Consider the following 24,381-nt stretch of genomic DNA (forward strand, 5'->3'; position numbering starts at 1 on the left):
CGCATCGGGCGGCTACACGGCCAGGTCGTCGCTACGCGAACCGGCGAGCTATACATGCACGACGACCGACGCGAACGCCCGCGACCGCTCGGTGCTGAACCCCGTCGTGATCGGCCCGAACGGCGATCCACTGCTGCAGCACGGCCACGCCTTCGTCCGACCACACGGCGTGCGGCCGCACCGCGCACACCGCGGCCAGCGCGTCGCGCGCGTCTCCCAGCCCGCGCCGTGCGGCGAGCCACGCGGCCGCGCACAGCACGCTGCGTCCATAACCGAGCGCGCAGCAGACCAGCACGTCACGCCCTTCCCCGTGCAGGCGTTCGAGCGCCGCGACGGCCTGCGCAAGCTGCGCCGCCGTCGGCGCGACGAGATCGAGCTGCGGCACGGATGCATACGCGAGCGACGTTTCGTCCGCCGCCCAGCGCGGCATCTCTGCGGTCAGGTCGACCAGCGCGGTGAAACCATGGCGGCGCAGGTCGCGCGTCGTCGGCGTACGGCCGATCGACACGCGTTCGTCGATCCGCACGGGCGCCGGCCGGCGCCACGTCCACAGCCGCGAATTGACGAACGCGCCGGCGATCGTCGGCGCGAGCAGCGCGCGGATGAAGACCGGGAGACGTCCATCCGCATCCTTCTGGAAAACGCCGGGCGCGCCGCGCCGGTACGCCCACGCGACACACGCGAGCGCCAGTGCGACCCACCCGGCCGCCAGCGCCCAGCCCGGCGCGCGCGGCACGCACCACAGGGCCGTCCACGCCAGTAGTGCCGCGCCGATCGCATAGCGCCGTGCGAGCGCGCGGCCGGCCGCGCTCGGCGACGCATCGGCGCCCGGCAGCCGGCCCGTCGCATCGCGCAACGGAAACAGGAACAGCGCGAGACAGCCGACGGCCGCACCGGTCGGCACGTCGATCGCGTGATGCTGGTAGGTCGTCAGCACCGACACGCCGATCGCCGCGAACCACAGATGCAGCACGGCGCGCGCGACCGTACCGCGCAGGTGCCGCGCATAAACGGCCCACAGCACGACGAGCAGCCCGATATGCAGCGACGGCGCCTGGTTGAACGGCTTGTCGAAGCCCGTCAGCAGCGTGAACAGCGCGCCGGCCACGCCGCCCGCGTCGGGCCGCTCGAACCCGAAGCGCAGCGGCCACGCGATGAAACAGGCCACCGACACCAGTTGCACGGTCAGCAGCCGCTTCACGTGATCGAGCAGATCGGCACGGCGCGTCCAGAAGAAGAACGACACCGCATACAGCAGGTCGATCGACCAGTACGGCACGATCGTCCACGGCACGAACGGGATCGCGTGCTCCCAGCCGAACGCGAACGTCGGCACCGCCGCGCGGCGCGCGGCGAGCCAGTTCGCGAAGCCGTACGTCGAGAAGAACACGGCGCCCATCGCCGCGAGCCAGCCCAAGCGCAGCGCGAACGACGCGTCGCGCGCGCCGGCCGCCGGCTCGGCGAGGCCGCCCGCGCCGCCGCCGAGCGCGCTCATGGCGCGTCGACCCGCTGCGCGAGGCTGACCGTGAAGATACCCATCTCGTCGATCCGCTGGTCGAGCTTGCGGAAGCCCGCGCGCGCGACGAGCTCGTCCATCTCGGCCTGCGAGCGGCGGCGCATCACCCAGGTCGCCTCGCCGCGGTGATTGTTCAGCGCACGCGCGATGAATTCCAGCTGCGGATGCCACGGCTGCCCCGTATAGACGAGATAGCCGCCCGGCGGCACGGCCCGCGCGAGCCCACGCAGCGAGCGCTCGATCAGCGCGTTCTCGCCGAACAGTTCGTACAGGCCCGACACGATCGCGAGCGTGGGGCGCGGCTCGAGCGTCGCGAGCGACGTCTCGTCGAACGCGTCGCCGCGCTCGAAGCGCGCGATCGGCTCGAGGCCGCGCTGCGCGATCAGGACGCGTCCGGCCTCGACGTTCGGCGGGCTGTAGTCGCGCAGCGTGATGTCGTCCGGCGCCGCGCCGTCGCGCTCGGCGGCCGACGCGATCGCGTCGAGCACGTAGCGCCCGTGGCCGGCCGCGATGTCGACGATCCGCACCGGCGTGCCGTGGCCGCGCAGGCGGCCGATCGCCGAGCCGATCAGTTCCTGCAGATGCACCTTGCGCTGACGGATGCCGACCCAGCCCGGCGAATCGAGGTACGTGCGGTCGATCAGCGCGCCGACGCCGAGCCGCCCCTGCGCACGGTTGCGGTACACGTAGTCGAGCGTCGAGCCCGAATCGAAGCCGAGCCGCAGCCCGAGCGCGATGCCGTCCGACAGCGCGCCGCCGGCTTTCAGCCCGGCGCGCGTCAGCGCCCAGTACGCCCGCGCGAACACGTTCGCGGGCGGCCGGCCAAGCGCCGCGTATTCGTCGTGGAACGCGCCGCGCCGATCGGCGTCGGCGAGCGACACGCGCGGGCTCGGCGCGTCGAACTCACGCAGCACGAACGCACGCAGCGGCGCGAGCGCCTGTGCGCGGTCGCGTTCACCGAGCGTGTCGTGATAGAAACCCGGCAGCACGATGCGCTCCTTGCGCGCCGACCCGAGCCGTTCGAAGAAGCGGTCCTGCGGGCCGCGATGCACGACCCAGTCGGCGCCCGAGATCAGCAGTTGCGTCGGCACGGTGATCGCGGCGGCGTCGGCGACGATCCGCCGCGCGGTATCGTGCAGGTCGAGCAGCATGTTGACCGCGATCGGCCGCGTGATCAGCGGATCGGACGCGTAGCTCGCGATCCGCTCGGGATCGTGCGTGAGGAATTTCGGTTTCACGTAGCTGTTCACGTAGAACAGCCCGCGCAGCTTGTGCATCAGCCGCAGCCCCGGCCGCGCGAACGGCACGTAGAGCTTGATGTGGAACGCCGGCGACGCGACGACGAGCGCGCGGATCGGCGGCGCGTAGTCGTGCACCCACGTGGCCGCGAGCACCGCGCCGACGCTCTGTCCGACCACGGCCATGTCCTCGATCGCGATGCCGTGCGCGTCGCGGATATGCTCGACGAAGGTCTGCAGGTCGCGCACCGACGCGGCCGCGCTCGGGCTGTAGCCGCGCGCGCCGGGCGAGCGGCCGTGGCCGCGCGCGTCCCACGCGAAGAACGCGAAATCGGGCAGGTCGAGCTCGTCGACGAGGTGCGCGACGCGCGCCGAATGTTCGTGGCCGCGATGCAGCAGCACGACGGCGCCGCGGCAATGCGGGCCCGTCGCGGGCCAGTGGCGGTAGAACAGCGTTTCGCCGTCGTGCGTGATGAAGCCGGCCTCACGTGCCGTGCGTGTGCTCATGCGCTTTCTCTCGTTTCGTTATTCGAATGGTGTGGCGCCGCCCTCCGGCGCCCGGCCCGTCAGCCGCCCGCTTCGGCGATCCCGGCCCGTACGCGCCGCACCGCCGTCACGATCGACAGCACGATCAGCAGCCGCCACAGCCAGGCGGCGACGCCGCCGACCGGGAACCCGAGGCCGATCCACAGCGCGAACGCGCCGAGGGCCAGCGCGCGGTCGCTCTTGCCGAACGGGCCGTCGTAGCGGCGCGTCGCGCCGACGAGCGGGCCGATCAACCCCGCGCACTCGACGATCACCGCCGTCAGCGCGAACAGCCAGACGTCCGCCGGAGCGAACGCGGGAATGGCGAGGAACGGCAGCACGAGCGCGACGTCGGACACGATGTCGCCCAGCTCGTTCAGGTACGCGCCGAGCGTGCTCTTCTGACCGTGCTCGCGCGCGAGCATGCCGTCGATCGCGTTGAGCGCCATGCGCGCGAACAGCCAAAGCGGAATCAGCAGGAACAGCGCGCGGGCGAACACGCCGAGCCCGGCAAGCGCGCCGACGACGATCGAGCCGCCGGCCGCGAACAGCGTGACCTGGTTGGCCGTGACCCCGCGCGCGGCAAGCGAATCCGCGAACGGACGCAGACGGTTCTGGAATTTGGGTTTGAGTGCGTAGAGGCTCATCGTTTTATTTGCGCGGCGCTATCGGATACGTTTCCCGCCGCCATGCCCCGGGCGGCGTAACGGCCTTGGTCGGCCTCGGTCGGCCTTCATTGGACGGCCCTAATCGTCGCCGAGCGGCTCCGATGCGTCAAGCATGCGCCCGGCCCGCCCGCGCGGCGCCAATCTGGCGTTTTTCGGCGAAACTCGCGATAATCCGCTGGCCCGATCGCGGCGCGATCCATTCGAACTGCAGACGGGCACTCGTGCAACAGCCGATTATCACGCCGCCGACCGGCGCATTCGCCGCGACGCAACAGCGTGCGACGGCGAATCGTCCGATTATCGCGGACCTGCGACAGGCAGCCACGAATTTGAAAAAATTTAAACAAGAGCCGTCCGGCGCGCATCCTGCCGCGCCGGCATTCCGGGGTTCCGCCCGCCGCGCGTGCGCAGCGGGCCGCGCATGCAGGCAGGAGGCGTCGCGCCGATGAACATTCTCAACGTCTGGCAGCGCGATTTCCTGCTGTCCATCGTGCGGCTCGTCGCCGGCGCGTATCCGGTCTGGCATCAGGCGCCGCCGTCCCCGACGCAGAAGATCTATTTCTCGAATCACACGAGCCACATCGACACGCTCGCGATTCTCGCCGCGCTGCCGCGCGACGTGCGCGCGGTCGTGCGGCCGGTCGCCGCGCGCGACTACTGGGACAGCAGCGACCTGAAGCGGCACATCGCGCGGAAACTGCTGAACGTCGTGCTGATCGACCGCCACCGCGAATCGGGCGGCGACCCGCTCGACCCCGTGCGCGACGCGCTGCGGCAGGGCCACTCGATCATCATCTTCCCCGAAGGCACGCGCGGCGCCGACGTGCTGCCGCAGCCGTTCAAGAGCGGGCTGTTCCATCTCGCGACCGAGTTCCCGAACGTCGCGCTCGCGCCCGTCTACCTCGAGAACCTGCAGCGCATCATGCCGAAGGGCGCGATCTGGCCCGTGCCGCTGATCTGCAAGGTGCATTTCGGTGCGAACGACGCGCTCGACGCCCAGGAAGACAAGCCGACGTTCCTCGCCCGCATGCGCGACGCGGTCATCGCGCTCGCGCCGCCGCAACGACCGGCCGGCTGAACGCGGCGCCCTCTTCTCCCCTTTTCCGGATATCAACCATGCGAACCCTCTTCTGGGAACTGGTCGCGGGCGTGACGGGCGTGCTCGTCGTCGCGACCGTGATCGGCGCGATCCTCGGCGCGCGCAGCGGCGGGCAGAACGCCACCATCGCCAACCTGAACCAGCGCATCCGCGCATGGTGGGCGATGATCGCGATCATGGCCGTCGCGATCGGCCTCGGCAACAACGTCACGTATCTCGTGTTCGCGCTGCTGTCGTACCTGACGCTGCGCGAGTTCATCACGCTCACGCCGACCACGGCGAGCGACCATACGACGCTCTTCATCGCGTTCTTCATCGCGATCCCCGTGCAGTACCTGCTGCTCGGCATCAACTGGTACGGGATGTATTCGATCTTCGTGCCCGTCCACCTGTTCTTCGCGATGTCGCTCGTCTCGGCACTCACGCAGGACACGCGCGAATTCCTCAGCCGCAACGCGAAGATCAACTGGGCGCTGATGGTGTGCGTGTACGGGCTGAGCCATGCGCCGGCCGTGCTGATCCTCGACATTCCGCGCTACGCGGGGCAGAACGCGCTGCTGCTGTTCTTCTTCCTGTTCGTCGTGCAGATCAGCGACGTGCTGCAATACGTCGTCGGCAAGCTGTTCGGGCGCCGCAAGATCGCGCCGCAGCTGTCGCCGTCGAAGACGGTCGAAGGCTTCGTCGGCGGCGGGCTGCTGGCCACGCTGTGCGGCGCGTCGCTGTATCGCGTGACGCCGTTCAGCTTCGGCGCGGCATTCGGGATCTCGCTCGCGATCGTGATCGCGGGTTTCGTCGGCGGGCTCGTGCTGTCGGCCGTCAAGCGCTCGCTCGGCACGAAGGACTGGGGCTCGATGATCGCCGGCCACGGCGGGATGCTCGATCGCGTCGACTCGATCTGCTTCGCCGCGCCGGTGTTCTTCCACCTCGTGCGCTATCTGTACGTGTGACGCGCGGCCGCGCCGGCGCATCAGACATGCCGGCGCCGCCGCACGAACGCATCGACGCAAACCGGCCGGCGACGGCATCAACGCGGTCGGGCGACCGGCTCCGGATCGAACGTCGCGAGGCCCGGCCAGGCCGCCCGCCCCCACGCGCCGTCGGCCGGCGCGAGCCATCGCTGCACGGCCGCCTCGTCGACCGCGCGACCGAGCGGATCGGCACGAAACGCCGTGACCCACTGCTTGCGGCCCGCCACGTACGCGCGGCCGAAATCCTCCCAGCCGTCGAAGCAATCCTGCGCACGCTGTGCATTGAGCAGCAGCACGCGCCACGCGACGTCCGGCTCGGCCCAGCCCATCAGCATCGCGGCGCGCGCAAAGAAGGCCATCCGCGCGCAGGCGAACGCGAGCGCGGCGCGCGGTTCGTCGTCGGCGTGCAGCGCGTGGAGATCGGCCCGGAACCACTGCGTTTCCAGCACCCTCGCCAGATGCGCGCGCGCGTCGTCGTCCGTCGCGTCGGTACGCAACTCCATCTGGTGGAGCATCTGCGCGCGCAGGAACCGGCGCGTGTCGTCGCCCACGCGGCTCGCATCGGCATCGCTGAAACGGGAGAACTCGGTCGCCTCCACGTACGGATGCGCAAGCAGCAGCGCCCAGTGCTTGCGCGCGGACAGCACCGACGCACGCGCGCGGCCGCGCCGGCGCAGGTAGCGGACGATGCGCCACAGGATGAACAGCGCGACGATCAGCTTCAGTGTCATGGTCGCGGCGCCTTCAACTGCCCGGCCGTTGAGCGCCGCGCCCGTCGTACCCGGGCCACGACACGCCCTCGGTCGCGAACCCGGCCGCGGCATCGACCGACGGCGGCTGCGACTGCGGCGCCGTCGCGCGCACCGCATAACGCACCGAAGCCGCGCGCGGCGGCCGCTGCGACAACAGCTCGGGCTGCCGTGCCGCCACCAGCCACTCGACGGCAGGCGTCGGCGCCGCCAGCCGCGCGAACAGCTGCGGATGACGGGCGACGAGTCGCGCTTGCGCCGCGGCCTCGGTCACGTCCTCGATCCGGCACCAGCCGGACGCCGTGCGCACGACGCCGATCGCAATGCAGTCGTCCGGCGTGCGATCGGTCGTGCCGAGCGCATTCAGGCACGTCAGCAGGTCGCCGACGTAGCGCTCGATCGGCGGCCGGTTCTGCTTGCCCTTCACCTGATCGACGTCCAGGCCGCCGTCCGCGCGTATCGCGACGCTGATCGTGATGTGCGGCTGGCCGTTCGGGTCGCGAAAGCTCAGGAGTCGCAGCGTGCGTGCCTCGATCGCCTGCGCGTAGCGTTCGCCGTAGCCGCCCGTCAAGGCGCGCCGATCCGCGAACTGGCCGAGGCAGTGACGCATCACGTAACTCTCGAACGCCATTTCCTCGCGCAGCAGCCCGCTGTCGGGCAACAATTCGACGAAACGTCCGTTGGGCGTGTCGCACCACGTGCGCAGCGCCTCGGACCGGCTCTCGCGCCAGCCGCGTGCGACGCGCGCGACCATCCGCGCATGCTCGTGCTCCCACAACGCGAGCGCCTGCGGACAGTTGATCCGGTCGAGCTTGCCCTCGAGTCCGGTGCCCTTGCGCGATTCGAGAAACTCGACGAGCGTCGCTTCCAGCGCGAGCAGCGCCGGATCCGCCGGATCGACCCATACGACGGGGGCCGGCGCATCGGCGCGCGATGCGCCCGCCATCTTCGCGGCGGGACCGAAACGGCGGGCCACCCACTCGGGTGGCGCGACGTGCCCCAGCGCGTGCCGCGCATCGTCGAGCGATGCGATCGTACGCGCCGGTTCGAAATTCGCGACGACATGCCGGTAGAAATGGTTAAGCAGCCACGCGCGCACGGCGTCCGCGTCGCCGCGCGCGGTGCTGCGCGCCGCGATCGCGGCTTTCAATGCGTCCGCGTTCAGCGCATTGCGCGGCGCATAGCCGGCTCGCCGAAGCGCGGCCGTCATTGCCAGAACTTCCACCAGCGCTTGTTCGACGCGGCGGGCACGGGGTCCGCGTCCGCTGCCGGCGCCAGCCCGCTCGCCTCGCGGATCCGCTGCTCGATCAGCTCGACGTTCAGGTCGAGCGGTTCGGCCGCGTGCGGGTTGGCAGCCAGCACGTGTTCGTAGAAGCGCTTGACGTCGGCATCGCGACGCAGCTGATACGCCGCGTTGCCGGCGTCGAGCTGGACGCTCAGGTCGCTCGACGCGATCGCCTGCGCGCGTGCGGCGTCGTACAACGCGGCCGCCTGGTCCGGATGCGACGCCGTCATGTAGGTCGCGAAGATGAAGCGCGCGCTCAACGCCTCGGCGGGCAGGTTCCCGTCGACCTGGTCGTTATCGCGCTGCCAGCCGACGAGACGCTCGAGCCAGATCGGCATTTCGTTGGATCGCTCGACGCGCGACAGCGCACGCACGACGTCGCGCAGGTACCCGTTCGGCCCGTGCCGGCTATATCCGTTTTCGGCGGCGTAGTGCCACAGCTGCTCGGCCGCTTCGAGCATCTCGTCGTCCTTGCCCTGACACGTGAGCACGTAGCGTATGCCGTCGTAATGCTCGGCGAACGGGCTCGCCGCGATGCCGTTGCGATGCAGTTGCAGCGAGTCGTCGTACCGTTCGACCCCGCGATAGAGAATCGCGAGGTTGTTGCACAGCATCGAATACAGATGCGCGCACGCATCGTACGGGTGCCCGTTGCCCGTCTCGAAGAAGCGCTCCATGCACGCCCGCCCCTGCTCGTACACCGCGGTCTGCAGGCGTGCCAGATCGGCGCGCACGTCATCGCGCTGCGCCGCCGGCAGCGCTTCGAGCGCGTCGTCGACCTCGTCCTCGATCGACACCGCGAACGCATAGCTCCACAGGCCGCTCGGCAGCGATGGCGGCGGCAGCTTCAGCGCGGCCGCGACGCCGAGCGCGCGGATCCGCGCGCCGAACAGCACGAATGCCGTGCGATTGTCGTGCAGGTCGCCTTCCTGCGCGGCGGCGAGCAGTCGCGCCGCCTGCGTCGTCGCGTCGATCCGGCCGTTTTCGCCGTCGTAGGCCGCCGCGAGCCGCGCGATCCACGGATGGCCTGGCGCGCGCTGCGCGGCGAGCCCGCGCGCGGCGTCGGCGATCGCATGACGCCGCGCGTCGCCATCGAGCGAGCCGAGCGCGGCGAAGAGCGCCGCATGCACCGGCGAGCCCGACGCCAGCGGGTCGCGCCACTGCTGGCCCAGTTCGATCAGCCGCTCGAGCGTCGGCCCGAAGCCGGCCGCGCGCATCACGCACAGCGGCCACCAGACCGACGTGTCGGACGGGTCGGCCAGCCGCGCGTGAACGATGTGCCCGACCGTGTCGAGCATGCTGCCTTCGATCTGGTACACATGGAAGAATGCACGGCGGCCGGCTTCGTCGAATCGACCGGCTTCGATCAGCCACGGCAGTTCATATTCGACGAAATCGTCGCCGCCGTCCGACTCGAGGCTGTGTCTCGCGAATGCACACTGCGCGAGCGCCCCGTCGAGATCGCCCTGCGCGCGCGCCGCACGCGCGGCGAGCCGTGCGACCCTGACCTCCACCTCCCGACGCGGCGGCAACGCCCAGTCCGCCACGCGCGCTTCGACGGCTTGCCGGATCGTATCGAGCTGCAGCGGCGCGATCTCGATGATCGCGTGGCCGATGCGCAGCCAGTCGTACGCGTCGATGTCCTGATCGGCGGCGGCCGAGCCGAGCGCCGCCACGGCGGCTTCGGCGGCCGCGCGCGCGTCGGCGGCACGGTCGAGACGCTGCAGCGCCCACGCGCGCCGGCATTGCCGGTCGGCTTCGTCCCACGCGCGGAACCGGGCCCGCCCGGCAATCGCGCCGTTCAGTGCATGCCGCAGTTCGATCGCATCGAGCGAATGCGCCGCGCCGTCGCGCTCCAGCGTATCCAGCATGCGCAATCGCACATAACGCTCGGCGTCGAGCGTCGGCGACGTGCGCACCACCTCGTGCATCTCGCCGATCGCCTGCGCGACCGAATCGTGCTCGCGCAGGTGATGACCGACCTGCAATCGGTACAGCGCGAGCTGCATGCGGATATCGGGCCGCGCGTCGGGCGGGGCGGCCTCGTGGACGAGCGCGCCGTCGACGTCGATCACCGCGCGTGCGGCGGCCGGATCGCCCGCGTGCATCCACAGCGTGTGCAGACGTGCGACCGCGTCGAGCGTATCGGCACGCAATGGCTGCGCGCGCAACCTCGCCGCGAGATCGGTTTCACGGCTCGAATCGCTCTCCTCGAGATCGGCCTCGAGCCGATTCATCAGGGTGTCGAGTTGTTGGCCCGTGACGGGCATCGTTGTTGTCGTCGTTGTTGTATCGGCGCTGGGAGTCATCGACTTCTCCATCTCGGAATCGCGATAGCTTATCAGGACCGACGCGCGAATCAAGCCGACGACACCTGCCGGCACGCGCCCCGCTCAGTACCCCTCCCGCAGCGCCTTCGGCACCACGTAGCGCCCGCGCGCCGCGTCGAACCTCACCGTGTAGCGCGCACGGACGTCCCTGCCGCCGCGCTCGCCCGTCTCCGTGACCGTCAGCGGATAGACGTCGCCCGCGCCGGTCGTATCCGGCGCGATCGCGAACGTGCGGCGCTCGCAATGCGACTTCGCATGATCGCAATCGAGCGACCCGCCGTTGTCCATCGCTTCGTTGATGCGCGGCGCGGCTTCGACGATCGCGTTGCCGAGCGGCAGCCAGATCGACCGGCTCGCCTGCGTATAGCCCTGCAGCGTGACGCCGTCGCCGATCACGAAACCGAACAGGTGCGGGCCGAGCCGCTCGATGCGGACGGTGCCGGGCTCGCCGCGCTTGCCCGACGCGATATCCGTCTTCTTCACGACGGGCTCGAGCGTGCCGTCGTCCTGGCTCGGCTTCAGCACGTACAGGTCGATCGTGCCCGGCGTGCCGTCCGAATCCATGCCCGGCACCCCGTTCTGGACGGCCGCCTCGGTCTCGCCGCACATCGCGAGCAGCGTGCGCGGGCCGTCGGCCGTCGCGACGCGCAGCGCGCCGCACGGCGAATAGATGAAGTCGCCCGCATCCGGCTGCCAGCCCTTGCGATCGGCGCGCCACGTGCCGTACGTGTCGCGGATGAACTTTTGCAGCTGACGCGCGGGAGGGACCGGCTCGGTCGCGTGAACGGGCGCCGCCGCGGCGAGTACGAACAGCACGGCGAGCGTGGCCGCGAATGGCTTCACGCGTGTTTTCGGGTTCTGGACGTCCATGGAGATGGGCGATTCGGAGGACAAGGTCGATACGGACGGGCCATCAGGGTTGCCGCGGCGCGATGCCGGTGCCGTCCGGTCTCAATCTCGCGCTCGGCACCCAGCCGTCGGCCATGCCGTGCGTGCGCGGATTCAGATACGTGACCGCCGTGAACCGGCCGTATTCGGTCCGCGCGTCGACGTGATCGTGCTCGACGATGAACAGGCCGTCGATCCGGCACGCGTCGTCCGGCGCGACAAAGAACGGCAGCCGCCCCTTGCCCGTCACGACGCGCCCGGCGTCGCTGCCCGGCACGCGGTCGCCCCGCGCCTGCGCGAGGCGGTTCAGCGCGTCGCAATCGACGGCGCCGTGCGGGGCCGCATCGGTACGCGCGGAGGCGGCCGGTGGCGCGACGCACGTCGATACGTAGCGCGACAGCGCGTGCCGGTCGATCTTCAGCACGTCCGGCTGATCGGGATCTCGTGTCACGTCGAGCGCATGCAGCGCATGCGTGTCGAGCGTGACCCAGCCGATCGTCGCGTCGCGGTTCGGCGTGCCCGGACGGTCGGGGGTGACGAACAACCGGACGCCCAGCACGCCGTCCGGCTGACCGGTCAGCGCCGCGGGCTCGGCGTGGATCGCCTGCCGGTCGAATGCGGTCTGCCGCAGTGCCGGCACGATCAGTTGCGTCAGCTGTGCGTCGCACGACGCGGACGATGCCGCGTGAGCCACATGCGCGGCGGCCGCCCCGACACTCGCCAGCGCGACGTGCACGGCGAGCGCCGCGAACCGGCGGCCGCGCCCGGCCTCGCCATTCGCGCCGGCCGGCGTTACGATCTCGTTCTTCATTCCATGATCCGTTCGATGCGTGCGGGAAACGCTCGCGAGCCCGTAGCGTACACGCACGGCGCGGCACCGCCAGCGCGCATCGGCCGGCCCGACACGGACATACGCATGAACCTGAGCTTGCAGGACGTCGCCTGGCACCGCTCGGTCGGGCGGCTCATCGAGACGCTCGACCAGCCGGGTTTCTGGCTCGCGCTGATCCGGCTGATCGAGGAATACGTCGCGGTCGACAGCTGGGTCGCGCTGATGTTCGGCGACGGCCGCCCGCAGGTGTTCGCCGAATGCGCGTACGAAGGCGACGGCCCCGATCCGCTGTTCCGCGACTACGTGCAGGGGCTGTACCTGCTGGACCCGTTCTACATCGCGAACCGCGACGCGCCGACGAGCGGGCTGTTCCGGCTGTCCGACGTCGCGCCGGAGTGCTTTCGCGCTACCGAGTACTACACGCGTTATTTCACGCACAACGTCGTCGAGGACGAAGTGCAGTTCAACGTCGTGCTCGACGATGCGCGCACGCTGTGCCTGTCGCTCGGCAGCAAGCGGCGCTTCAGTCCCGCGCAGGTGGCCTTGCTCGACCTCGTCCGGCCATGGGTCGCCGCGCTGATGCGCCAGCGCCTCGCGTACGAGCACACGCATGCCGAACCGGCTCCGTCGCGCCGGACCCACGCCCGCGCGGGTGCCGGGAGCGGATTCGAGCACGCGATGGCGCGACTCGGCACGCCGCTCACCGCGCGCGAGCTCGACGTGATCCGGCTGATCCTGAGCGGCCGCTCGAACAAGGAAGTCGCGAACAAGCTGGACATCTCGGCGGAAACGGTCAAGGTGCACCGGCGCAACATCTACGCCAAGCTCGCGATCAATTCGCAGTCTGAACTGTTTTCGCTGTTCCTGAAGGCCCAGACCGATACGTGACGACCGGTGGGCGGCGCGATGTCGCCGCCGTGTCGCGCCACCTTGACGGGACCTGTTCGCCGTCGCTTCCGGCACGTCAGCCGCGAAATCAATACCCCCGACGGGTTAACGCGTCGGCGGGATGGGCAACCGCGTGGTTCGGCGCATACTAGAACTTCGTTCCAGACGCCCCCCGAACCCGCCCATGAAACTGAAGCTCGACATCGTCCAGCTCGCCGGCCGCGACGGCGACACGCACTACAACCTGCAGCGCACGCTCGAAGCGATCGCGACCTGCGCGCCCGGCACCGACATCGTGATGTTTCCCGAAGCGCAGCTCACCGGCTTTCTCGATCCGTCGAATCTCGCGGCAGTCGCCGAGCCGCTCGACGGGCCGAGCGTCGGCGCGGTGATCGCGGCCGCGCGTGCACGCGACGTCGCGGTCGTGGTCGGGTTGATCGAGAACGACGGCGGCCGCTTCTACAACACGACCGTGTTCGTCACGCCGGACGGGGTCGCGCTGCGCTATCGCAAGACGCATCTGTGGGTAAGCGAGCGTGGCGTCGTGCTGCCCGGCGACCGCTATGCGACGGTCGAATGGCGCGGCGTGCGGATCGGCCTGCTGATCTGCTACGACAGCGAATTCCCCGAATCCGGCCGCGCGCTCGCCGCGCTCGGCGCGCAGTTGATCCTCGTGACCGACGGCAACATGGAGCCGTACCGCAACGTCCACCGCACGTCGGTGTCGGCACGCGCGATGGAGAACCAGGTGTTCGCGGCGGTCGCGAACCGCGTGGGCGGCAGCGCGCACGACATCGTGTTCGCCGGCGGCAGCCTCGCGGTCGATCCGTTCGGCAACGTGATCTTCGAAGCCGGCAACACCGAATCGCGTCATGCGATCGTGCTCGATTTCGACCAGCTCGCCGCCTCGCGCGCGGTCTACGACTATCGCAACGATCAGCGCCTGCACATCGCCGGCGAGCGCATCGCGCACCCGGACGGACGTCGCGAACTGCTGATTCCGTGACGGGCCGCCACTCGCCCCCCCGGCGGCGACGCCGCACGTCACGCCGGGTCGGGCACCTCGATCGCCAGCAGCGCCGAACTGACCGACTTGCCGTGCGCGTCGAGCGCGAGCGAACGCGTCACGCCGCCGCCGAGCGCATCGCGCAGCACGAAATTGAACGCCCCGAGCGACGGCAACTCGTAGCGCACGACGTCGCCGCGCACGATGCCCGCGAGCCACGCCTTCACCGCTTGCGCATCCAGATGCGCGCGCAGATGGTCGTAATGACGCGGATCGCGGCAGATGACCGATACGTTCAGCGTATTGCCCTTGTCGCCGGTGCGCGCATGCGCGAGTTCACGCAGTTGCATCATGCCTCCACGAATGAAAACGACGGCGTCACGGCCGCACGCGGCAGCAGCACCGACTGCACGGCGACCACCTCGCGCGTCGACTTGAACGCACCGCCGCCGCCGGCCGGCCCGTTCGTATAAAGCGTCTCGACCTCGTTGCCGATCCGCGCGGCCTCGGCGGCGCTCGCCGCGCGGCCGGCCACCCGCACGCGCACCTCGGCCGGCTCGCCATGAGCGGCCGGCGTGGCGTCGCCATACAGCGCATCGACGCCGATCAGGTCGAAGCGCAACTCGGTGGCCGCGACGCCGGTCAGCGCCAGCCGCTCGCGGACGATGTCGAGCGCGAGGCGCGCGCGCTCACGCGCGCCCGGGCCGCCGTACGAGATCTGGCCTTCGCCGATGTACCCGTCGACATAAGCGACCGACACCTTCAGCGTATCGGGCCGCGCGGCGCCGCGCCCGCCCGTCACGCGCACGCGGTCGATCGCGTCCTCGGCAACGGCGACCCGCGTGAAATCGGCGACGACATCGGGCTGCAGATAGCGCGCCGGATCGTGAATCTCGTAAAGCAGCTGTTCCTTGCAGGTCGCCGCGCTCACGCGGCCGCCCGCATGCGGCACCTTCGTGATCGTGACCGAGCCGTCGGCCGCGACTTCGCCGATCGGGAAGCCGAGCCGCGCGAGGTTCGGCACGTCCTTGTAGCCGGGATCCGCGAAATAGCCGCCCGTCACCTGCCCCGCGCATTCGAGCAGATGGCCGACGACGGTCGCCTGCCCGAGCGTGTCCCAGTCGTCCATTCGCCAGCCGAACGCGTGGATCAGCGGCGCGGCGAACAGCGACGGATCGGCGACGCGCCCGGTCAGCACGACGTCCGCGCCGGCCGCGAGCGCGTCGACGATCGGCGCGGCGCCGAGATACGCATTCGCGGACACGATGCGGTCGCGATACGCGGCGACTTCGTCGCCCGATTCCTCGAAGCGGAACGCCCCGCGCAGCACGACATCGCGCACGTCGTCGCCTTCGACCGCCGCGACCTTCAGCCCCGCGATGCCGAGCGACCGCGCGATCTGCGCGGTGCGCCGCGCCGCCGCGCGCGGGTTCGCGGCGCCCATGTTCGACACGATGCGCACGTGTTTCGCCGCGGCGACCGGCAGCACCGCATGCATCCGCGCGTCGAGCAGCGGATCGTAGCCGAGCGTCGGATCCTGACGTCGTGCCTGCTGCGCGATCGCGATCGTACGCTCGGCCAGGCATTCGAAGACGAGATAGTCGAGTTGCCCGTGTTCGGCGAGTTCGACCGCGGGCTCGATCCGGTCGCCCGAGTAGCCGGCGCCCGCGCCGATGCGCACGCGCCGTTCAGGTTGCTTTGCTGTCATGTCGGTACCGTGTCCCGGCGGGCGCGCCGCCGGCGAAAATCAAAAGATGCCCAGCACGACGCATGCGATCGTCATCACGATCGAGGCGCCGAACAGCAGCGGAAACGTGAACTTCTGGTGCTCGGCCAGCTCGATGCCGCACAGGCCGACGACGAGGAACGTCGCGGGCGTCAGCGGACTGACCGGGAACCCCGTCGTCATCTGGCCGAGCAGCGCGGCCTGTCCGACCTGGACGGCCGGCACGCCCAACTGGCCGGCCACTTCCGCGATCACCGGCAGCACGCCGAAGTAGAACGAATCGGGGTCGAACAGCATGCTGAGCGGCATCGATGCGAGGCCGAGCACGACCGGAATGTGGCCGGCCATCGACGGCGGCACGAAGCCGACCGCCGCCTGCGCCATCGCCTTCAGCATCCCGCTGCCCTGCATGATCCCGGTGAACACGCCGGCCGCGAGCAGGATGCCGGCCATCATCAGCGCGGCGCGCGCATGCGCATCGATGCGCTTGCGCTGCATGTCGACGTCCGGATAATTCACCATCAGCGCGATGCACAGCCCGACCATGAACATGATCGCGGGCGGGATCTTCTCGCCCATCACGACCATCGTGCCGAGCACGACGAGCGTCAGCACGAGGTTGAACCAGAACAGGTGCGGCCGGCGCAACGCCTGCTCGTCGGGCGTCAGCTCGCGCTTCGGCAACGGGATCGACGGGTCGTCGCGCGACAGGCCGAGCCGCTTCTCCTCGCGCCGCCCGAGCCAGTACGCGACGCCGAACACGAACACGAGCCCGATCGCCTGTACCGGGATCAGCGGATTGAACAGCGCCGACACCGGCAGGTGCAGCGACGCCGATGCGCGGATCATCGGTCCCGTCCACGGCAGGAAGTTGATGCCCGCGGCCATCGACACGGCGGCGGCCAGGACGCGCCGGTCCATCTTCAGCCGGTCGTACAGCGGCAGCACGGCCGGAATCGTCACGAGGAAGCAGACGGCGCCCGAGCCGTCGAGGTGGATCAGCAGCGCGAGCAGCGTCGTGCCCATCACGATGCGGGTCGGCCGCGTGCCGACCGCGCGCAGGATCCGGTCGATGATCGGGTCGAGCGTGCCGGCGTCGGTGATCGTCCCGAAATAGAGGATCGCGAACACGAACATCCCGACGACGGGCGCGAGGCCCTTCAGCCCGTCGACGACGAACTTGCTGGTGTGCAGCCCGAAGCCGCCGATCAGCGACGCGGCGATCGGCACGAGGATCAGCGCGACGAGCGGCGACATCCGCTTCGACAGAATCGCGGCCAGCAGCACGACGATCGTGCCAAGCCCGAGTAACGGCAGCATCCGTGTCTCCTACCTTGTCTTTTGTTGGAGACGAGCGTAAGGTCGGCGCAGCGATAGCACAATTGAAATGATTTGATCGCAGCAATCACGAACCGTTATGGATCTGAATCTCCGCGACATTCGCGCGTTCGTCACCGTCGCGCACGCCGGCAACTTCACGCGTGCGGCCGCGCGGCTGCACCTGTCGCAGCCGGCGCTGACCGTGCAGATCCGCCGGCTCGAGGAGATCGTCGGCGCGCGCCTGTTCGACCGCAACAGCCGCAGCGTCGCGCTGACGCAGACCGGACGCGAGTTGCTGCCGCTGCTGCAGCGCTCGCTCGACGACATGGAGCGCGTGCTGCGCGATGCGCGCGCGCTCGGCGAAGGCACGAGCGGCACGGTACGGCTCGCCTGCCTGCCGACCTTTGCGTCCAGCATGCTGCCGGAGCTGATCCAGGCGTTCCGGCGCGACGTGCCGCGGGCGGGCTTCGAGATCCGTGACGGCGTCGCGAGCCTCGTCACCGCGCTCGTGCGCAACGAGGAAGCCGATCTCGGCTTGACGGGCGGCGACACGTTCGACGCGTCGCTGGAGGTGCTGTACGCGGGCGCCGACCGGCTCGTCGCCGTGTGCCCGAAGGATCATCCGCTCGCGCGCAAGCGGCGCGTCGCCACCGCCGATGTCGCGGGCGTGCCGCTGGTGCTGACCGCGCAAGGGACGAGCGTGCGCAGCGTCGTCGATGCCGCGCTGGAGGCGGCCGGCTGCACGCCCGACATCGCGTGCGAGCCGACCTACATGATGACGGCCGTCGCGATGGTGCGCGGCGGCCTCGGCGTGACGATCCTGCCCGCGACCGCGCGCGAGGTGCGCGCCGAGCCCGAGCTGGTCGCGAAACCGATCGACGACCCGGCATTCGTGCGGCCGATCGCGCTCGTCACGAAGCGCGGGCGCACGCTGCCGCGCGTCGCGCAGGCGTTCGCCGAAGCGATGCTGGCGGAATTGAAAAGGCGCGCGTGAATCGCGCGCTCCGGTCGGCCCTGGCCGGTCGGCTGGCGCTTACTGCGCGTCCGGATCGACGTGCAGCGATTCGCCGATCGCATAGAAATTGCCGCCCGCGATGTAGTGCAGGCTGCGCAGCGCGGGATCGGCCGATTCGAAATACCAGTGACCGTCGCGGAACACGCGCGTGTCGGACCACGCACCGACGACTTCGCCGATGAACAGGTCGTAGGTCTGCTGGTTGTGCGGCTCGGGAATCAGCTTGCACGCGAGCCAGCCCGAGCAGCCGGCGACGAACGGCAGGTCATGCCCGTCGACGTCGAACAGCTCGACGCCCGCTTCGCGCAGCTTGGCCGGCCGCTCCGCGAGACTGTGGCTGCCGACCGCATGCGTGAGCCGCAGTTGCGCGGCCGTCGGCACCTGGATCACGAACGTGCCGCTGCGCTCGACGAGCTCGCGCGTCTTCGCGGACTTGTCGAGCACGACCGTCAGCTTCGGCGGCAGGAAGTCCAGCGCGCATGCCCACGCGGCGGCCATCACGTTGTCGACACCGTCGTGGCGGGCCGACACGAGCACGGTCGGGCCGTGGTTAAGGAGACGGTAGGCGTTCTTCAGCGCCACCGGAGCGATGTGACTGTCCATACGTGTTCCTTGGAGAACGGCGCGCGCGGACGGATGCCGTGCGGCGCGGCATCGGCCTGCGCACCTGCGCGCGTGCCGGAGGCCGCATTCTCGCACCCAAATTCAATCGGCGCTGACGGCGCCGCCGGTCACTTCGCGAACAGCTGGCCGATATCGCGGAACGCCTTGAATTCGAGCGCATTGCCGCACGGATCGAGCAGGAACATCGTCGCCTGTTCGCCGACCTGCCCCTGGAACCGCACGTACGGCTCGATCACGAAGGTCACGCCGAACGCGCGCAGGCGCTCGGCCAGCGCCTCCCAGCTCGGCCAGTCGAGCACGATCCCGAAATGCGGCACCGGCACGTCGTGACCGTCGACCGGATTCGTATGCGCGCCGTCCTGCGACGCGGTCTTCGGATGCTCGTGAATCACGAGCTGGTGCCCATAAAAGTCGAAATCGACCCACTGCGCGCTCGAACGCCCTTCCGCCAGCCCGAACACTCGGCCATAGAAATCGCGTGCGGCCGACAGGTCGTAGACCGGAATCGCCAGGTGAAACGGGGAAAGACTCATGGTTGCCTCGTGGGGAAACGCTCGCGTGGCGCGAGGACGGCACCATGGTAGACAAGGTCGAGCAAAAATTAAATCAATATATACTTTCGCGATTCACAAACGGAATTGATGAATGATCCGCGAGCTGAAAACCCTCGTCGCCGTCGCCCGGGAAGGCACGTTCGCCGCCGCCGGCAACCGCATCGGGCTCACGCAGGCAGCCGTCAGTGCGCAGATGCAGCGGCTCGAGGCCGAGCTCGGCTTCGCGCTGTTCGACCGGCAAGGCCGGTCGGCGCGGCTCAACGAGATGGGCCATCACGTGCTCGACCAGGCGCAGGCGCTGCTCGGCCTGTACGACAACCTGAGCTCGACGGCGCCCGGCTCGCCGGCCGCCGTGCGCGTGACGATCGGCGCGATCGCATCGGTGCAGAGCGCGCTGCTGCCGGCCGCGCTGGCCGATTTCCATCGCCGGCATCCCGCATGCCGGACACGCGTGATCCCGGGGCTGTCGATCGAGCTGGTGAACCGGGTCGATGCGGGCGAGATCGACATGGCCGCCATCATCCGCCCGCCGTTTTCGCTGCAGAGCGACCTGCACTGGACGACCCTCGCGCAGGAACCGTTCCGGCTGATCGTGCCGCGCGGCGTGAAGGGCAAGGACTGGGCCGGCCTGCTCGCGAGCGAGCCGTTCGTGCGCTACGATCGCGCGTCGTTCGGCGGCCGTCAGGTCGATCGCTTCCTGCGCAAGATGCACATCGCGGTGCGTGACACCTGCGAACTCGACGAGCTCGATGCGATCGTCAAGCTGGTCGAAAACGGTGTCGGCATCGCGATCGTGCCGCAGACGGCCGTGTATCGCCGCTGGCCGGCCGGCGTGCGCGCGATCGACCTCGGGCCGCACACGTTCCACCGCGACATCGGGCTCGTGCACCGCGCCCGGCGCACGATGTCGGAACCGGCGCAGCAGCTGGCGCAACTGATCGAAGCCGCGTCGCGGATCAGTACGCCGCCGCGGCCTGCCTGACCGGCGCGTGGCGGCTCAACGCCGCCCGGCCGCCCAGTCGACGGCCGCGTCGAACAGCGCGACGCCGGCCGGCGACAGGTTCGCGAACGTATCGTTGTCGAGGAAGAACATCACGCGGCGCGCCGGCGCGAGCGCTTCGTAGTCCATCGTCGCGCCCTTCTCGTACGAGAAGATCGCGGCCTTGTCGGGCTGCCCGTACACGGTCGCGATCGTGATCGCGCCGAGCCCCGGCTTGCCCCAGCTCATCGGCGCCTGCTTGCCGTACACGTTGGTGGCGCCGGCCGGCAAGCCGGCCGCAATCGGATGCGGTGCGTTGACGAGCCACAGGTAGCGCTCCTTGCCCGTTTCGCCGAAGTCGGCGTCGTGCCGCTTGCCCGTCATCGCGAGATCGTCGAGCAGGTCGTTTTCCCAGGTCACGAGCGGCTTGTCGAGCGTGCGCCAGCCGGGCTGCACGTTCTTCGACGACACCGTCGACGAGATCACGACGAGGTCCGCGTCGCGCGCCGCATCGGGCGTGTCCGACTCGTCGATCAGGCGCACCGCATAGCCGCGTTCGCCAAGATGCCGGCCGATGCGTTCGTCGACCTTCAGGTTCGGGCCGCGCAGCTGCACGAGCATCGCGACGCGCGTGACGGCCGCCGGTGCGTCGGCCGCGGACGCGGGAGCCGATACGCCCGCGCCCAGCGCAAGCACCGCGCCCGCGATCGCGCGCAACGCGCGGCGCCGCGCGCCGGCGGCAACGGCGCGCAGGGCGCCGGTCTTCGTCTTCAGGTTCATCGGAATGTTCTCCATGGCCGCGCGCCGGCGCACCGGCCGCGCGGCGATTGCATGATCAGAACTGCAGCGTGGTCAGCAGCGACACCTGTCGCGCGTCGCCGATCGCGACGAAGTAGCGGTTCGCGCTCGACGGGTAGTACGTGCGGTTGAACAGGTTCTTCACGTTCAGCTGGAACGACAGCTTCTGCTTGCCGATCCGCGTGTCGTAGGTCGCGAACGCGTCGGCGAGCACGTACGACGGCAGCGTGAAACTGTTCGCCGAATCGCCGGGACGGGCGCCGACATAGCGCGCGGCCGCGCCGACGCGCAGGTCGTCGCCGCCGATCATCGTGCCGAAGTCGTAGACGGCCGCGAGCGAAGCGGTGTGGCGCGCGACGTTCCACAGCTGGTTGCCCGCATACAGCGGATCCTCGGTCGTCTTCGCGTCGATGTACGCATAACTCGCGATCACGTTCACGCGTTCGCCGATCCTGCCCGACACGTCGAGCTCGACACCGCGCGAGCGCGCCTTGCCCGACGTGCGCCAGTCGGTCAGCTTCGTCGCGTCGTTGTACTGCGACACGAGCACGTTCTTCTTGTCGATGTTGAACAGCGCAAGCGTGCCCGTCATCCCGCCCGGCAGGTCGAGCTTGCCGCCTACTTCCCATGCGGTCGCCTCCTCGGGCGGCGTCGAGCCGTCGATCATGTAGCCCGACGCCATCGGCGCGATCGACGACGACGGCTTCAGCGACTGCGAGTAGCTGCCGTACAGCGAGAACGTGTCGGTCCATTTGTAGACGACGCCCGCGCGCGGCAGCCACTTCGAGCCGCTCAGGTCGGTGTTCGCCTTGAACGGCCGGCCGCGCCCCGCGACCTGGTTGTACGTGATGTAGCGCAGGCCGCCCGACACGATCCACTTGTCGGTGAGGTGAACGGTATCCTGGAAGAACGCGGACGCATCGTGCAGCGTGTCGGTCTGGTCGCTGTCGCTCGCGGACACCGTGCTCGACGGCGGCAGCAGCCCGTACACCGGATCGATGTAGCTGAACGGCGTCTTCACGGCCTGGCGCAGCATGTCCTTGCGATAGATGCGGCGGTATTCGGTATCGAAGCCGACCTGCACGTCGTGACGCATCCCCGCGAGCGTCAGCTTGCCGTTCACGTAGCCGACTCCGTAGCTGTCGGTGCTGAGCGAGCCGTGCGTCGCATCGTTGCTGCGCGTCATCGTGCCCTTCACCGGGTCGACGCCGGTCGTGCGCAGCTGGTTCGCGTCGTAGGTCTCGCGGTTGTAGCTGTAGCCGAAATGCGCGCTCCAGTCCGCGTTGAACTGGTGATCGACCGTCAGCTGGGCGAGATGCGATTCGCCGTCCATGTTGTTGAACGGCTCGTCGATGCGCCGCCGCGCGGGAATGTCGAGCGGCGCATTGGTGCGCGGATCGAGCGCGGTGCCGCGATCGAACGGCGTATGGAACTTGCGGTACTGGTAGGAGAGCGCGACCTGCGTGTCGCGGCCGCACCACGCGAGCGACGGCGCGACGAAGGTCTGCCGGTTCTCGCCGAAGTTGCGCCAGTACTGCTCGTTCGACTGGTCGACGATCAGCCGGTAAGCAAGCCGCGAATCGCCGATCGGCCCGGTCGAATCGAACGTCGCACCGCCGCCGTTCTTGCCGTGTCCGAACGTCGATGCGCCGAGCGAAATCGCGTTGTAGCGCGCGAGCTGCGGCTGCTTGGTGACGACGTTGATCATCCCGCCCGGATCCATCAGCCCGTACAGCAGCGACGTCGGGCCCTTCAGCACCTCGACGCTGTCGACCGCCGCGTTGAACGCGCGACCCTGCACGAGCGGCATGCCGTTCTGCATGATCGAGCCGTCGCGGTTGCCGCCGAAGCCGCGCTTCATGATCGTGTCCTGCGTGCCTGCAAGCGTGTTGCCCTGCGTGATGCCGCTCACGTTGCCGAGCGCGTCGTCGAGATTGCGCGGACGCTGGTCGCGCAACACCTGCGCGGGCACGATGTTGACGGACTGCGCGGTGTCGAGCAGTGGAATGTCCGAGCGCAGCACGCCCGCTTCCTTCGGCGCGCGATAACTTTCGGCGCGCAACGCACTCGTGCGCACGTTGATCGCCGGCAGCTCGGCGGCCAGTGCGACGCCGGCCGCCACGGTTCCGGCCGCCGAACCGTCCGCGCGCATCAGCGTGTAGCCGCCGCCCGGCTGGCGCAGCGCGACGAGCCCCGTGCCGGCCAGCAGGCGATCGAACGCGCCGTCGATGTCGAACCGGCCGTGCACGCCGCCGCTCGTCAGACCGGCCGTCAACTCGGCCGGAAACGCGAGCAGGATGCCCGCGTCGCGCCCGAACCGGTTCAGCGCGGCCTCGAGCGGGCCGGCCGGAACGTCGAACGCGCGGCGCGGCGCACGCTGTGCCGCGGGCGCCGCGTCGGCGTCGGTGTCGGCCAGCGCGGGCAGCGGCAGCAGCGCCGACAGCAGGACCGCACTGGCAAGTCGGCGCGCAAGACGGCCCGGCGCGACCGCGCGCGGCAGATGACGGGCGGGCGCCGGACGGCGCCGATACGTGAGACGGATGGAAACCATGAGCGGAGAGTCGGTGGACGATGGGCCAATGCAGCTTTCAATACCCATGTCACGCGAACCGCGAAAAACAGCTCAAGCCGGCGGAAATTTTTGTCGATGCGCTCACGAACCGGCCGGCACGACCGTCGCCCAGTAGCGGGTCAGGTAGTGGACGTCGATCGGCAGCGTCGCCTTCAGCGTGTCGAGCACGCGCGCGGGATCGTCGAGCGGATAGGTGCCCGATACGCGCAGGTCGGCCACGGCCGCATCGCAGCGCAGGCTGCCGCGCCGATAGCGGTCGAGCTCGGCGACGAGATCGGCCAGCCGCATGCGCGACGCGACCAGCATGCCGCCCGTCCATGCGGACGCATGCGGATCGAGCGGCGCCGGCGCGCCGATCGCATCGCGCGTGAAATCCGCCCCCTCTCCCGCCGCGATCACGCGCATGCCGGCCGTCGCGCCGGCCGGCTGCACGCGCACCGCGCCGGCGAACACCTCGAGGCGGGTCGCACCGTCGCGCTGCCGTACCGCGAAGCGCGTGCCGAGCGGCTGCAACTCGCCTTGCGCGGTCGCGACGACGAGCGGCCGCGCGGGCTCGCGATCGTCATGGCCGCTCGTCACCATGACCGTGCCGCGCAACAGGCGCAGGTGGCGCGTCGTGTCGTCGAAATGCACGTCGAGCGCCGTGTCGGTATCGAGCACGACGACCGTGCGATCCGCGAGTGTCACCGTGCGCCGCTCGCCGACCGCCGTGCGCAGGTCGGCCGGCCAGATCGCCGCGCGCCGCGCGGGCTCGGCCATCCAGGCGGCGCCGCCCGCGAACAGCAGCACGGCCAGCGTCTT

At 69.8% G+C, this 24,381-nt stretch carries 23 protein-coding genes; 7 read left to right on the forward strand and 16 right to left on the reverse strand.

Annotation, left to right across the window (positions count from 1 at the left end):
* Window positions 1-31: 31 nt before the first annotated feature.
* Genes G3N62_RS25105 through G3N62_RS25115 form a run of 3 tightly spaced genes read right to left on the reverse strand, consistent with a single transcriptional unit; the run spans window position 32 to window position 3,926 of the window.
* Window positions 32-1,495, reverse strand: a complete 1,464-nt coding sequence (locus tag G3N62_RS25105) for a phosphatase PAP2 family protein (RefSeq protein ID WP_241013204.1) — start codon at window positions 1,493-1,495, stop codon at window positions 32-34.
* Window positions 1,492-3,261, reverse strand: a complete 1,770-nt coding sequence (locus G3N62_RS25110) for a bifunctional alpha/beta hydrolase/class I SAM-dependent methyltransferase (protein ID WP_124669777.1) — start codon at window positions 3,259-3,261, stop codon at window positions 1,492-1,494. Before G3N62_RS25110 ends, G3N62_RS25105 begins: the two co-directional genes overlap by 4 nt.
* A gap of 59 nt (window positions 3,262-3,320) precedes the next feature.
* Window positions 3,321-3,926: a CDP-alcohol phosphatidyltransferase family protein gene (locus tag G3N62_RS25115; protein ID WP_034186725.1), complete on the reverse strand. Its 606-nt coding sequence runs from the start codon at window positions 3,924-3,926 to the stop codon at window positions 3,321-3,323.
* Between the two features lie 133 nt (window positions 3,927-4,059).
* Here G3N62_RS25115 and G3N62_RS25120 point away from each other — a divergent pair, with 133 nt between their 5' ends.
* The 3 genes from G3N62_RS25120 (at window position 4,060) to G3N62_RS25130 (ending at window position 5,993) form a co-directional block, all read left to right on the forward strand.
* Entirely contained in the window at window positions 4,060-4,290 is a 231-nt protein-coding gene (locus G3N62_RS25120) for a hypothetical protein (RefSeq protein ID WP_154233710.1), read from the forward strand.
* A gap of 102 nt (window positions 4,291-4,392) precedes the next feature.
* On the forward strand, window positions 4,393-5,025 hold the full coding sequence (locus G3N62_RS25125) for a lysophospholipid acyltransferase family protein (protein WP_034186775.1): 633 nt from the start codon (window positions 4,393-4,395) through the stop codon (window positions 5,023-5,025).
* Between the two features lie 38 nt (window positions 5,026-5,063).
* On the forward strand, window positions 5,064-5,993 hold the full coding sequence (locus G3N62_RS25130; RefSeq protein ID WP_034186724.1) for a phosphatidate cytidylyltransferase: 930 nt from the start codon (window positions 5,064-5,066) through the stop codon (window positions 5,991-5,993).
* A 77-nt stretch (window positions 5,994-6,070) separates the two neighbouring features.
* Here G3N62_RS25130 and G3N62_RS25135 read toward each other — a convergent pair whose 3' ends face one another.
* The 5 genes from G3N62_RS25135 to G3N62_RS25155 all read right to left on the reverse strand — a co-directional run bounded on the left by G3N62_RS25135 (window position 6,071) and on the right by G3N62_RS25155 (window position 12,077).
* Window positions 6,071-6,745, reverse strand: coding sequence for a DUF1266 domain-containing protein (locus tag G3N62_RS25135; protein ID WP_034186723.1), 675 nt, complete (start codon window positions 6,743-6,745; stop codon window positions 6,071-6,073).
* Between the two features lie 13 nt (window positions 6,746-6,758).
* Window positions 6,759-7,973 carry a hypothetical protein gene (locus tag G3N62_RS25140; protein ID WP_124669778.1) on the reverse strand — a complete coding sequence of 405 codons (1,215 nt, stop codon included), beginning with the start codon at window positions 7,971-7,973 and terminating at the stop codon, window positions 6,759-6,761.
* Entirely contained in the window at window positions 7,970-10,285 is a 2,316-nt protein-coding gene (locus tag G3N62_RS25145; RefSeq protein WP_206141329.1) for a hypothetical protein, read from the reverse strand. The genes G3N62_RS25140 and G3N62_RS25145 overlap by 4 nt, the downstream gene beginning before the upstream one ends.
* 156 nt (window positions 10,286-10,441) lie before the next feature.
* Window positions 10,442-11,248, reverse strand: a complete 807-nt coding sequence (locus G3N62_RS25150) for a topoisomerase IV (protein ID WP_124669780.1) — start codon at window positions 11,246-11,248, stop codon at window positions 10,442-10,444.
* Window positions 11,249-11,291: 43 nt separating this feature from the next.
* Window positions 11,292-12,077: a hypothetical protein gene (locus G3N62_RS25155; protein WP_241013205.1), complete on the reverse strand. Its 786-nt coding sequence runs from the start codon at window positions 12,075-12,077 to the stop codon at window positions 11,292-11,294.
* A gap of 105 nt (window positions 12,078-12,182) precedes the next feature.
* Here G3N62_RS25155 and G3N62_RS25160 point away from each other — a divergent pair, with 105 nt between their 5' ends.
* On the forward strand, window positions 12,183-12,986 hold the full coding sequence (locus G3N62_RS25160; RefSeq protein ID WP_124609361.1) for a LuxR C-terminal-related transcriptional regulator: 804 nt from the start codon (window positions 12,183-12,185) through the stop codon (window positions 12,984-12,986).
* Window positions 12,987-13,170: 184 nt separating this feature from the next.
* On the forward strand, window positions 13,171-13,992 hold the full coding sequence (locus tag G3N62_RS25165; protein ID WP_124669781.1) for a carbon-nitrogen hydrolase family protein: 822 nt from the start codon (window positions 13,171-13,173) through the stop codon (window positions 13,990-13,992).
* Between the two features lie 38 nt (window positions 13,993-14,030).
* On the opposite strand, the gene G3N62_RS25170 is transcribed toward G3N62_RS25165, so the two are convergent.
* The 3 genes from G3N62_RS25170 to G3N62_RS25180 are packed head-to-tail and all read right to left on the reverse strand — an operon-like array spanning window position 14,031 to window position 17,038.
* Window positions 14,031-14,342 carry a hypothetical protein gene (locus G3N62_RS25170; RefSeq protein WP_034186770.1) on the reverse strand — a complete coding sequence of 104 codons (312 nt, stop codon included), beginning with the start codon at window positions 14,340-14,342 and terminating at the stop codon, window positions 14,031-14,033.
* Window positions 14,342-15,700, reverse strand: a complete 1,359-nt coding sequence (locus G3N62_RS25175; protein WP_124669782.1) for an acyclic terpene utilization AtuA family protein — start codon at window positions 15,698-15,700, stop codon at window positions 14,342-14,344. Before G3N62_RS25175 ends, G3N62_RS25170 begins: the two co-directional genes overlap by 1 nt.
* 39 nt (window positions 15,701-15,739) lie before the next feature.
* Complete coding sequence (locus G3N62_RS25180; protein ID WP_034186719.1) at window positions 15,740-17,038, reverse strand: citrate:proton symporter; 1,299 nt, start codon at window positions 17,036-17,038, stop codon at window positions 15,740-15,742.
* A 97-nt stretch (window positions 17,039-17,135) separates the two neighbouring features.
* Here G3N62_RS25180 and G3N62_RS25185 point away from each other — a divergent pair, with 97 nt between their 5' ends.
* Entirely contained in the window at window positions 17,136-18,032 is an 897-nt protein-coding gene (locus G3N62_RS25185; protein ID WP_049031975.1) for a LysR family transcriptional regulator, read from the forward strand.
* Between the two features lie 39 nt (window positions 18,033-18,071).
* Here the strand turns inward: G3N62_RS25185 and G3N62_RS25190 are convergent, their stop codons facing one another.
* Window positions 18,072-18,656, reverse strand: a complete 585-nt coding sequence (locus G3N62_RS25190) for a flavin reductase family protein (RefSeq protein WP_034186717.1) — start codon at window positions 18,654-18,656, stop codon at window positions 18,072-18,074.
* 128 nt (window positions 18,657-18,784) lie between these two features.
* Window positions 18,785-19,210, reverse strand: a complete 426-nt coding sequence (locus G3N62_RS25195) for a VOC family protein (RefSeq protein ID WP_034186716.1) — start codon at window positions 19,208-19,210, stop codon at window positions 18,785-18,787.
* 112 nt (window positions 19,211-19,322) lie between these two features.
* Between G3N62_RS25195 and G3N62_RS25200 the strand changes: the two genes are divergently transcribed.
* Complete coding sequence (locus G3N62_RS25200) at window positions 19,323-20,213, forward strand: LysR family transcriptional regulator (RefSeq protein WP_059557024.1); 891 nt, start codon at window positions 19,323-19,325, stop codon at window positions 20,211-20,213.
* A gap of 15 nt (window positions 20,214-20,228) precedes the next feature.
* On the opposite strand, the gene G3N62_RS25205 is transcribed toward G3N62_RS25200, so the two are convergent.
* The 3 genes from G3N62_RS25205 to G3N62_RS25215 form a co-directional block, all read right to left on the reverse strand.
* Window positions 20,229-20,990: a hypothetical protein gene (locus G3N62_RS25205; RefSeq protein WP_124669783.1), complete on the reverse strand. Its 762-nt coding sequence runs from the start codon at window positions 20,988-20,990 to the stop codon at window positions 20,229-20,231.
* Window positions 20,991-21,045: 55 nt separating this feature from the next.
* Window positions 21,046-23,607, reverse strand: coding sequence for a TonB-dependent receptor (locus tag G3N62_RS25210; RefSeq protein WP_124669784.1), 2,562 nt, complete (start codon window positions 23,605-23,607; stop codon window positions 21,046-21,048).
* Window positions 23,608-23,661: 54 nt separating this feature from the next.
* On the reverse strand, window positions 23,662-24,381 hold a 720-nt coding region (locus G3N62_RS25215; RefSeq protein ID WP_206141330.1), incomplete at its 5' end, for a FecR domain-containing protein.

Source organism: Burkholderia sp. Tr-20355, from assembly GCF_017104685.1.
Taxonomy (GTDB): Bacteria; Pseudomonadota; Gammaproteobacteria; order Burkholderiales; family Burkholderiaceae; genus Burkholderia; species Burkholderia seminalis.

Excerpts from the sequence above, each read along its gene's own strand:
- G3N62_RS25160 (WP_124609361.1), top strand. The coding sequence starts at position 12,183 with ATGAACCTGAGCTTGCAGGACGTCGCCTGGCACCGCTCGGTCGGGCGG.
- G3N62_RS25125 (WP_034186775.1), top strand. The coding sequence starts at position 4,393 with ATGAACATTCTCAACGTCTGGCAGCGCGATTTCCTGCTGTCCATCGTG.
- G3N62_RS25150 (WP_124669780.1), bottom strand. The coding sequence starts at position 11,248 with ATGGACGTCCAGAACCCGAAAACACGCGTGAAGCCATTCGCGGCCACG.
- G3N62_RS25180 (WP_034186719.1), bottom strand. The coding sequence starts at position 17,038 with ATGCTGCCGTTACTCGGGCTTGGCACGATCGTCGTGCTGCTGGCCGCG.
- G3N62_RS25110 (WP_124669777.1), bottom strand. The coding sequence starts at position 3,261 with ATGAGCACACGCACGGCACGTGAGGCCGGCTTCATCACGCACGACGGC.
- G3N62_RS25170 (WP_034186770.1), bottom strand. The coding sequence starts at position 14,342 with ATGCAACTGCGTGAACTCGCGCATGCGCGCACCGGCGACAAGGGCAAT.
- G3N62_RS25115 (WP_034186725.1), bottom strand. The coding sequence starts at position 3,926 with ATGAGCCTCTACGCACTCAAACCCAAATTCCAGAACCGTCTGCGTCCG.
- G3N62_RS25130 (WP_034186724.1), top strand. The coding sequence starts at position 5,064 with ATGCGAACCCTCTTCTGGGAACTGGTCGCGGGCGTGACGGGCGTGCTC.
- G3N62_RS25185 (WP_049031975.1), top strand. The coding sequence starts at position 17,136 with ATGGATCTGAATCTCCGCGACATTCGCGCGTTCGTCACCGTCGCGCAC.
- G3N62_RS25205 (WP_124669783.1), bottom strand. The coding sequence starts at position 20,990 with ATGAACCTGAAGACGAAGACCGGCGCCCTGCGCGCCGTTGCCGCCGGC.
- G3N62_RS25155 (WP_241013205.1), bottom strand. The coding sequence starts at position 12,077 with ATGAAGAACGAGATCGTAACGCCGGCCGGCGCGAATGGCGAGGCCGGG.
- G3N62_RS25210 (WP_124669784.1), bottom strand. The coding sequence starts at position 23,607 with ATGGGTATTGAAAGCTGCATTGGCCCATCGTCCACCGACTCTCCGCTC.
- G3N62_RS25190 (WP_034186717.1), bottom strand. The coding sequence starts at position 18,656 with ATGGACAGTCACATCGCTCCGGTGGCGCTGAAGAACGCCTACCGTCTC.
- G3N62_RS25195 (WP_034186716.1), bottom strand. The coding sequence starts at position 19,210 with ATGAGTCTTTCCCCGTTTCACCTGGCGATTCCGGTCTACGACCTGTCG.
- G3N62_RS25120 (WP_154233710.1), top strand. The coding sequence starts at position 4,060 with ATGCGCCCGGCCCGCCCGCGCGGCGCCAATCTGGCGTTTTTCGGCGAA.
- G3N62_RS25145 (WP_206141329.1), bottom strand. The coding sequence starts at position 10,285 with ATGAATCGGCTCGAGGCCGATCTCGAGGAGAGCGATTCGAGCCGTGAA.
- G3N62_RS25165 (WP_124669781.1), top strand. The coding sequence starts at position 13,171 with ATGAAACTGAAGCTCGACATCGTCCAGCTCGCCGGCCGCGACGGCGAC.
- G3N62_RS25200 (WP_059557024.1), top strand. The coding sequence starts at position 19,323 with ATGATCCGCGAGCTGAAAACCCTCGTCGCCGTCGCCCGGGAAGGCACG.
- G3N62_RS25135 (WP_034186723.1), bottom strand. The coding sequence starts at position 6,745 with ATGACACTGAAGCTGATCGTCGCGCTGTTCATCCTGTGGCGCATCGTC.
- G3N62_RS25105 (WP_241013204.1), bottom strand. The coding sequence starts at position 1,495 with ATGAGCGCGCTCGGCGGCGGCGCGGGCGGCCTCGCCGAGCCGGCGGCC.
- G3N62_RS25175 (WP_124669782.1), bottom strand. The coding sequence starts at position 15,700 with ATGACAGCAAAGCAACCTGAACGGCGCGTGCGCATCGGCGCGGGCGCC.
- G3N62_RS25140 (WP_124669778.1), bottom strand. The coding sequence starts at position 7,973 with ATGACGGCCGCGCTTCGGCGAGCCGGCTATGCGCCGCGCAATGCGCTG.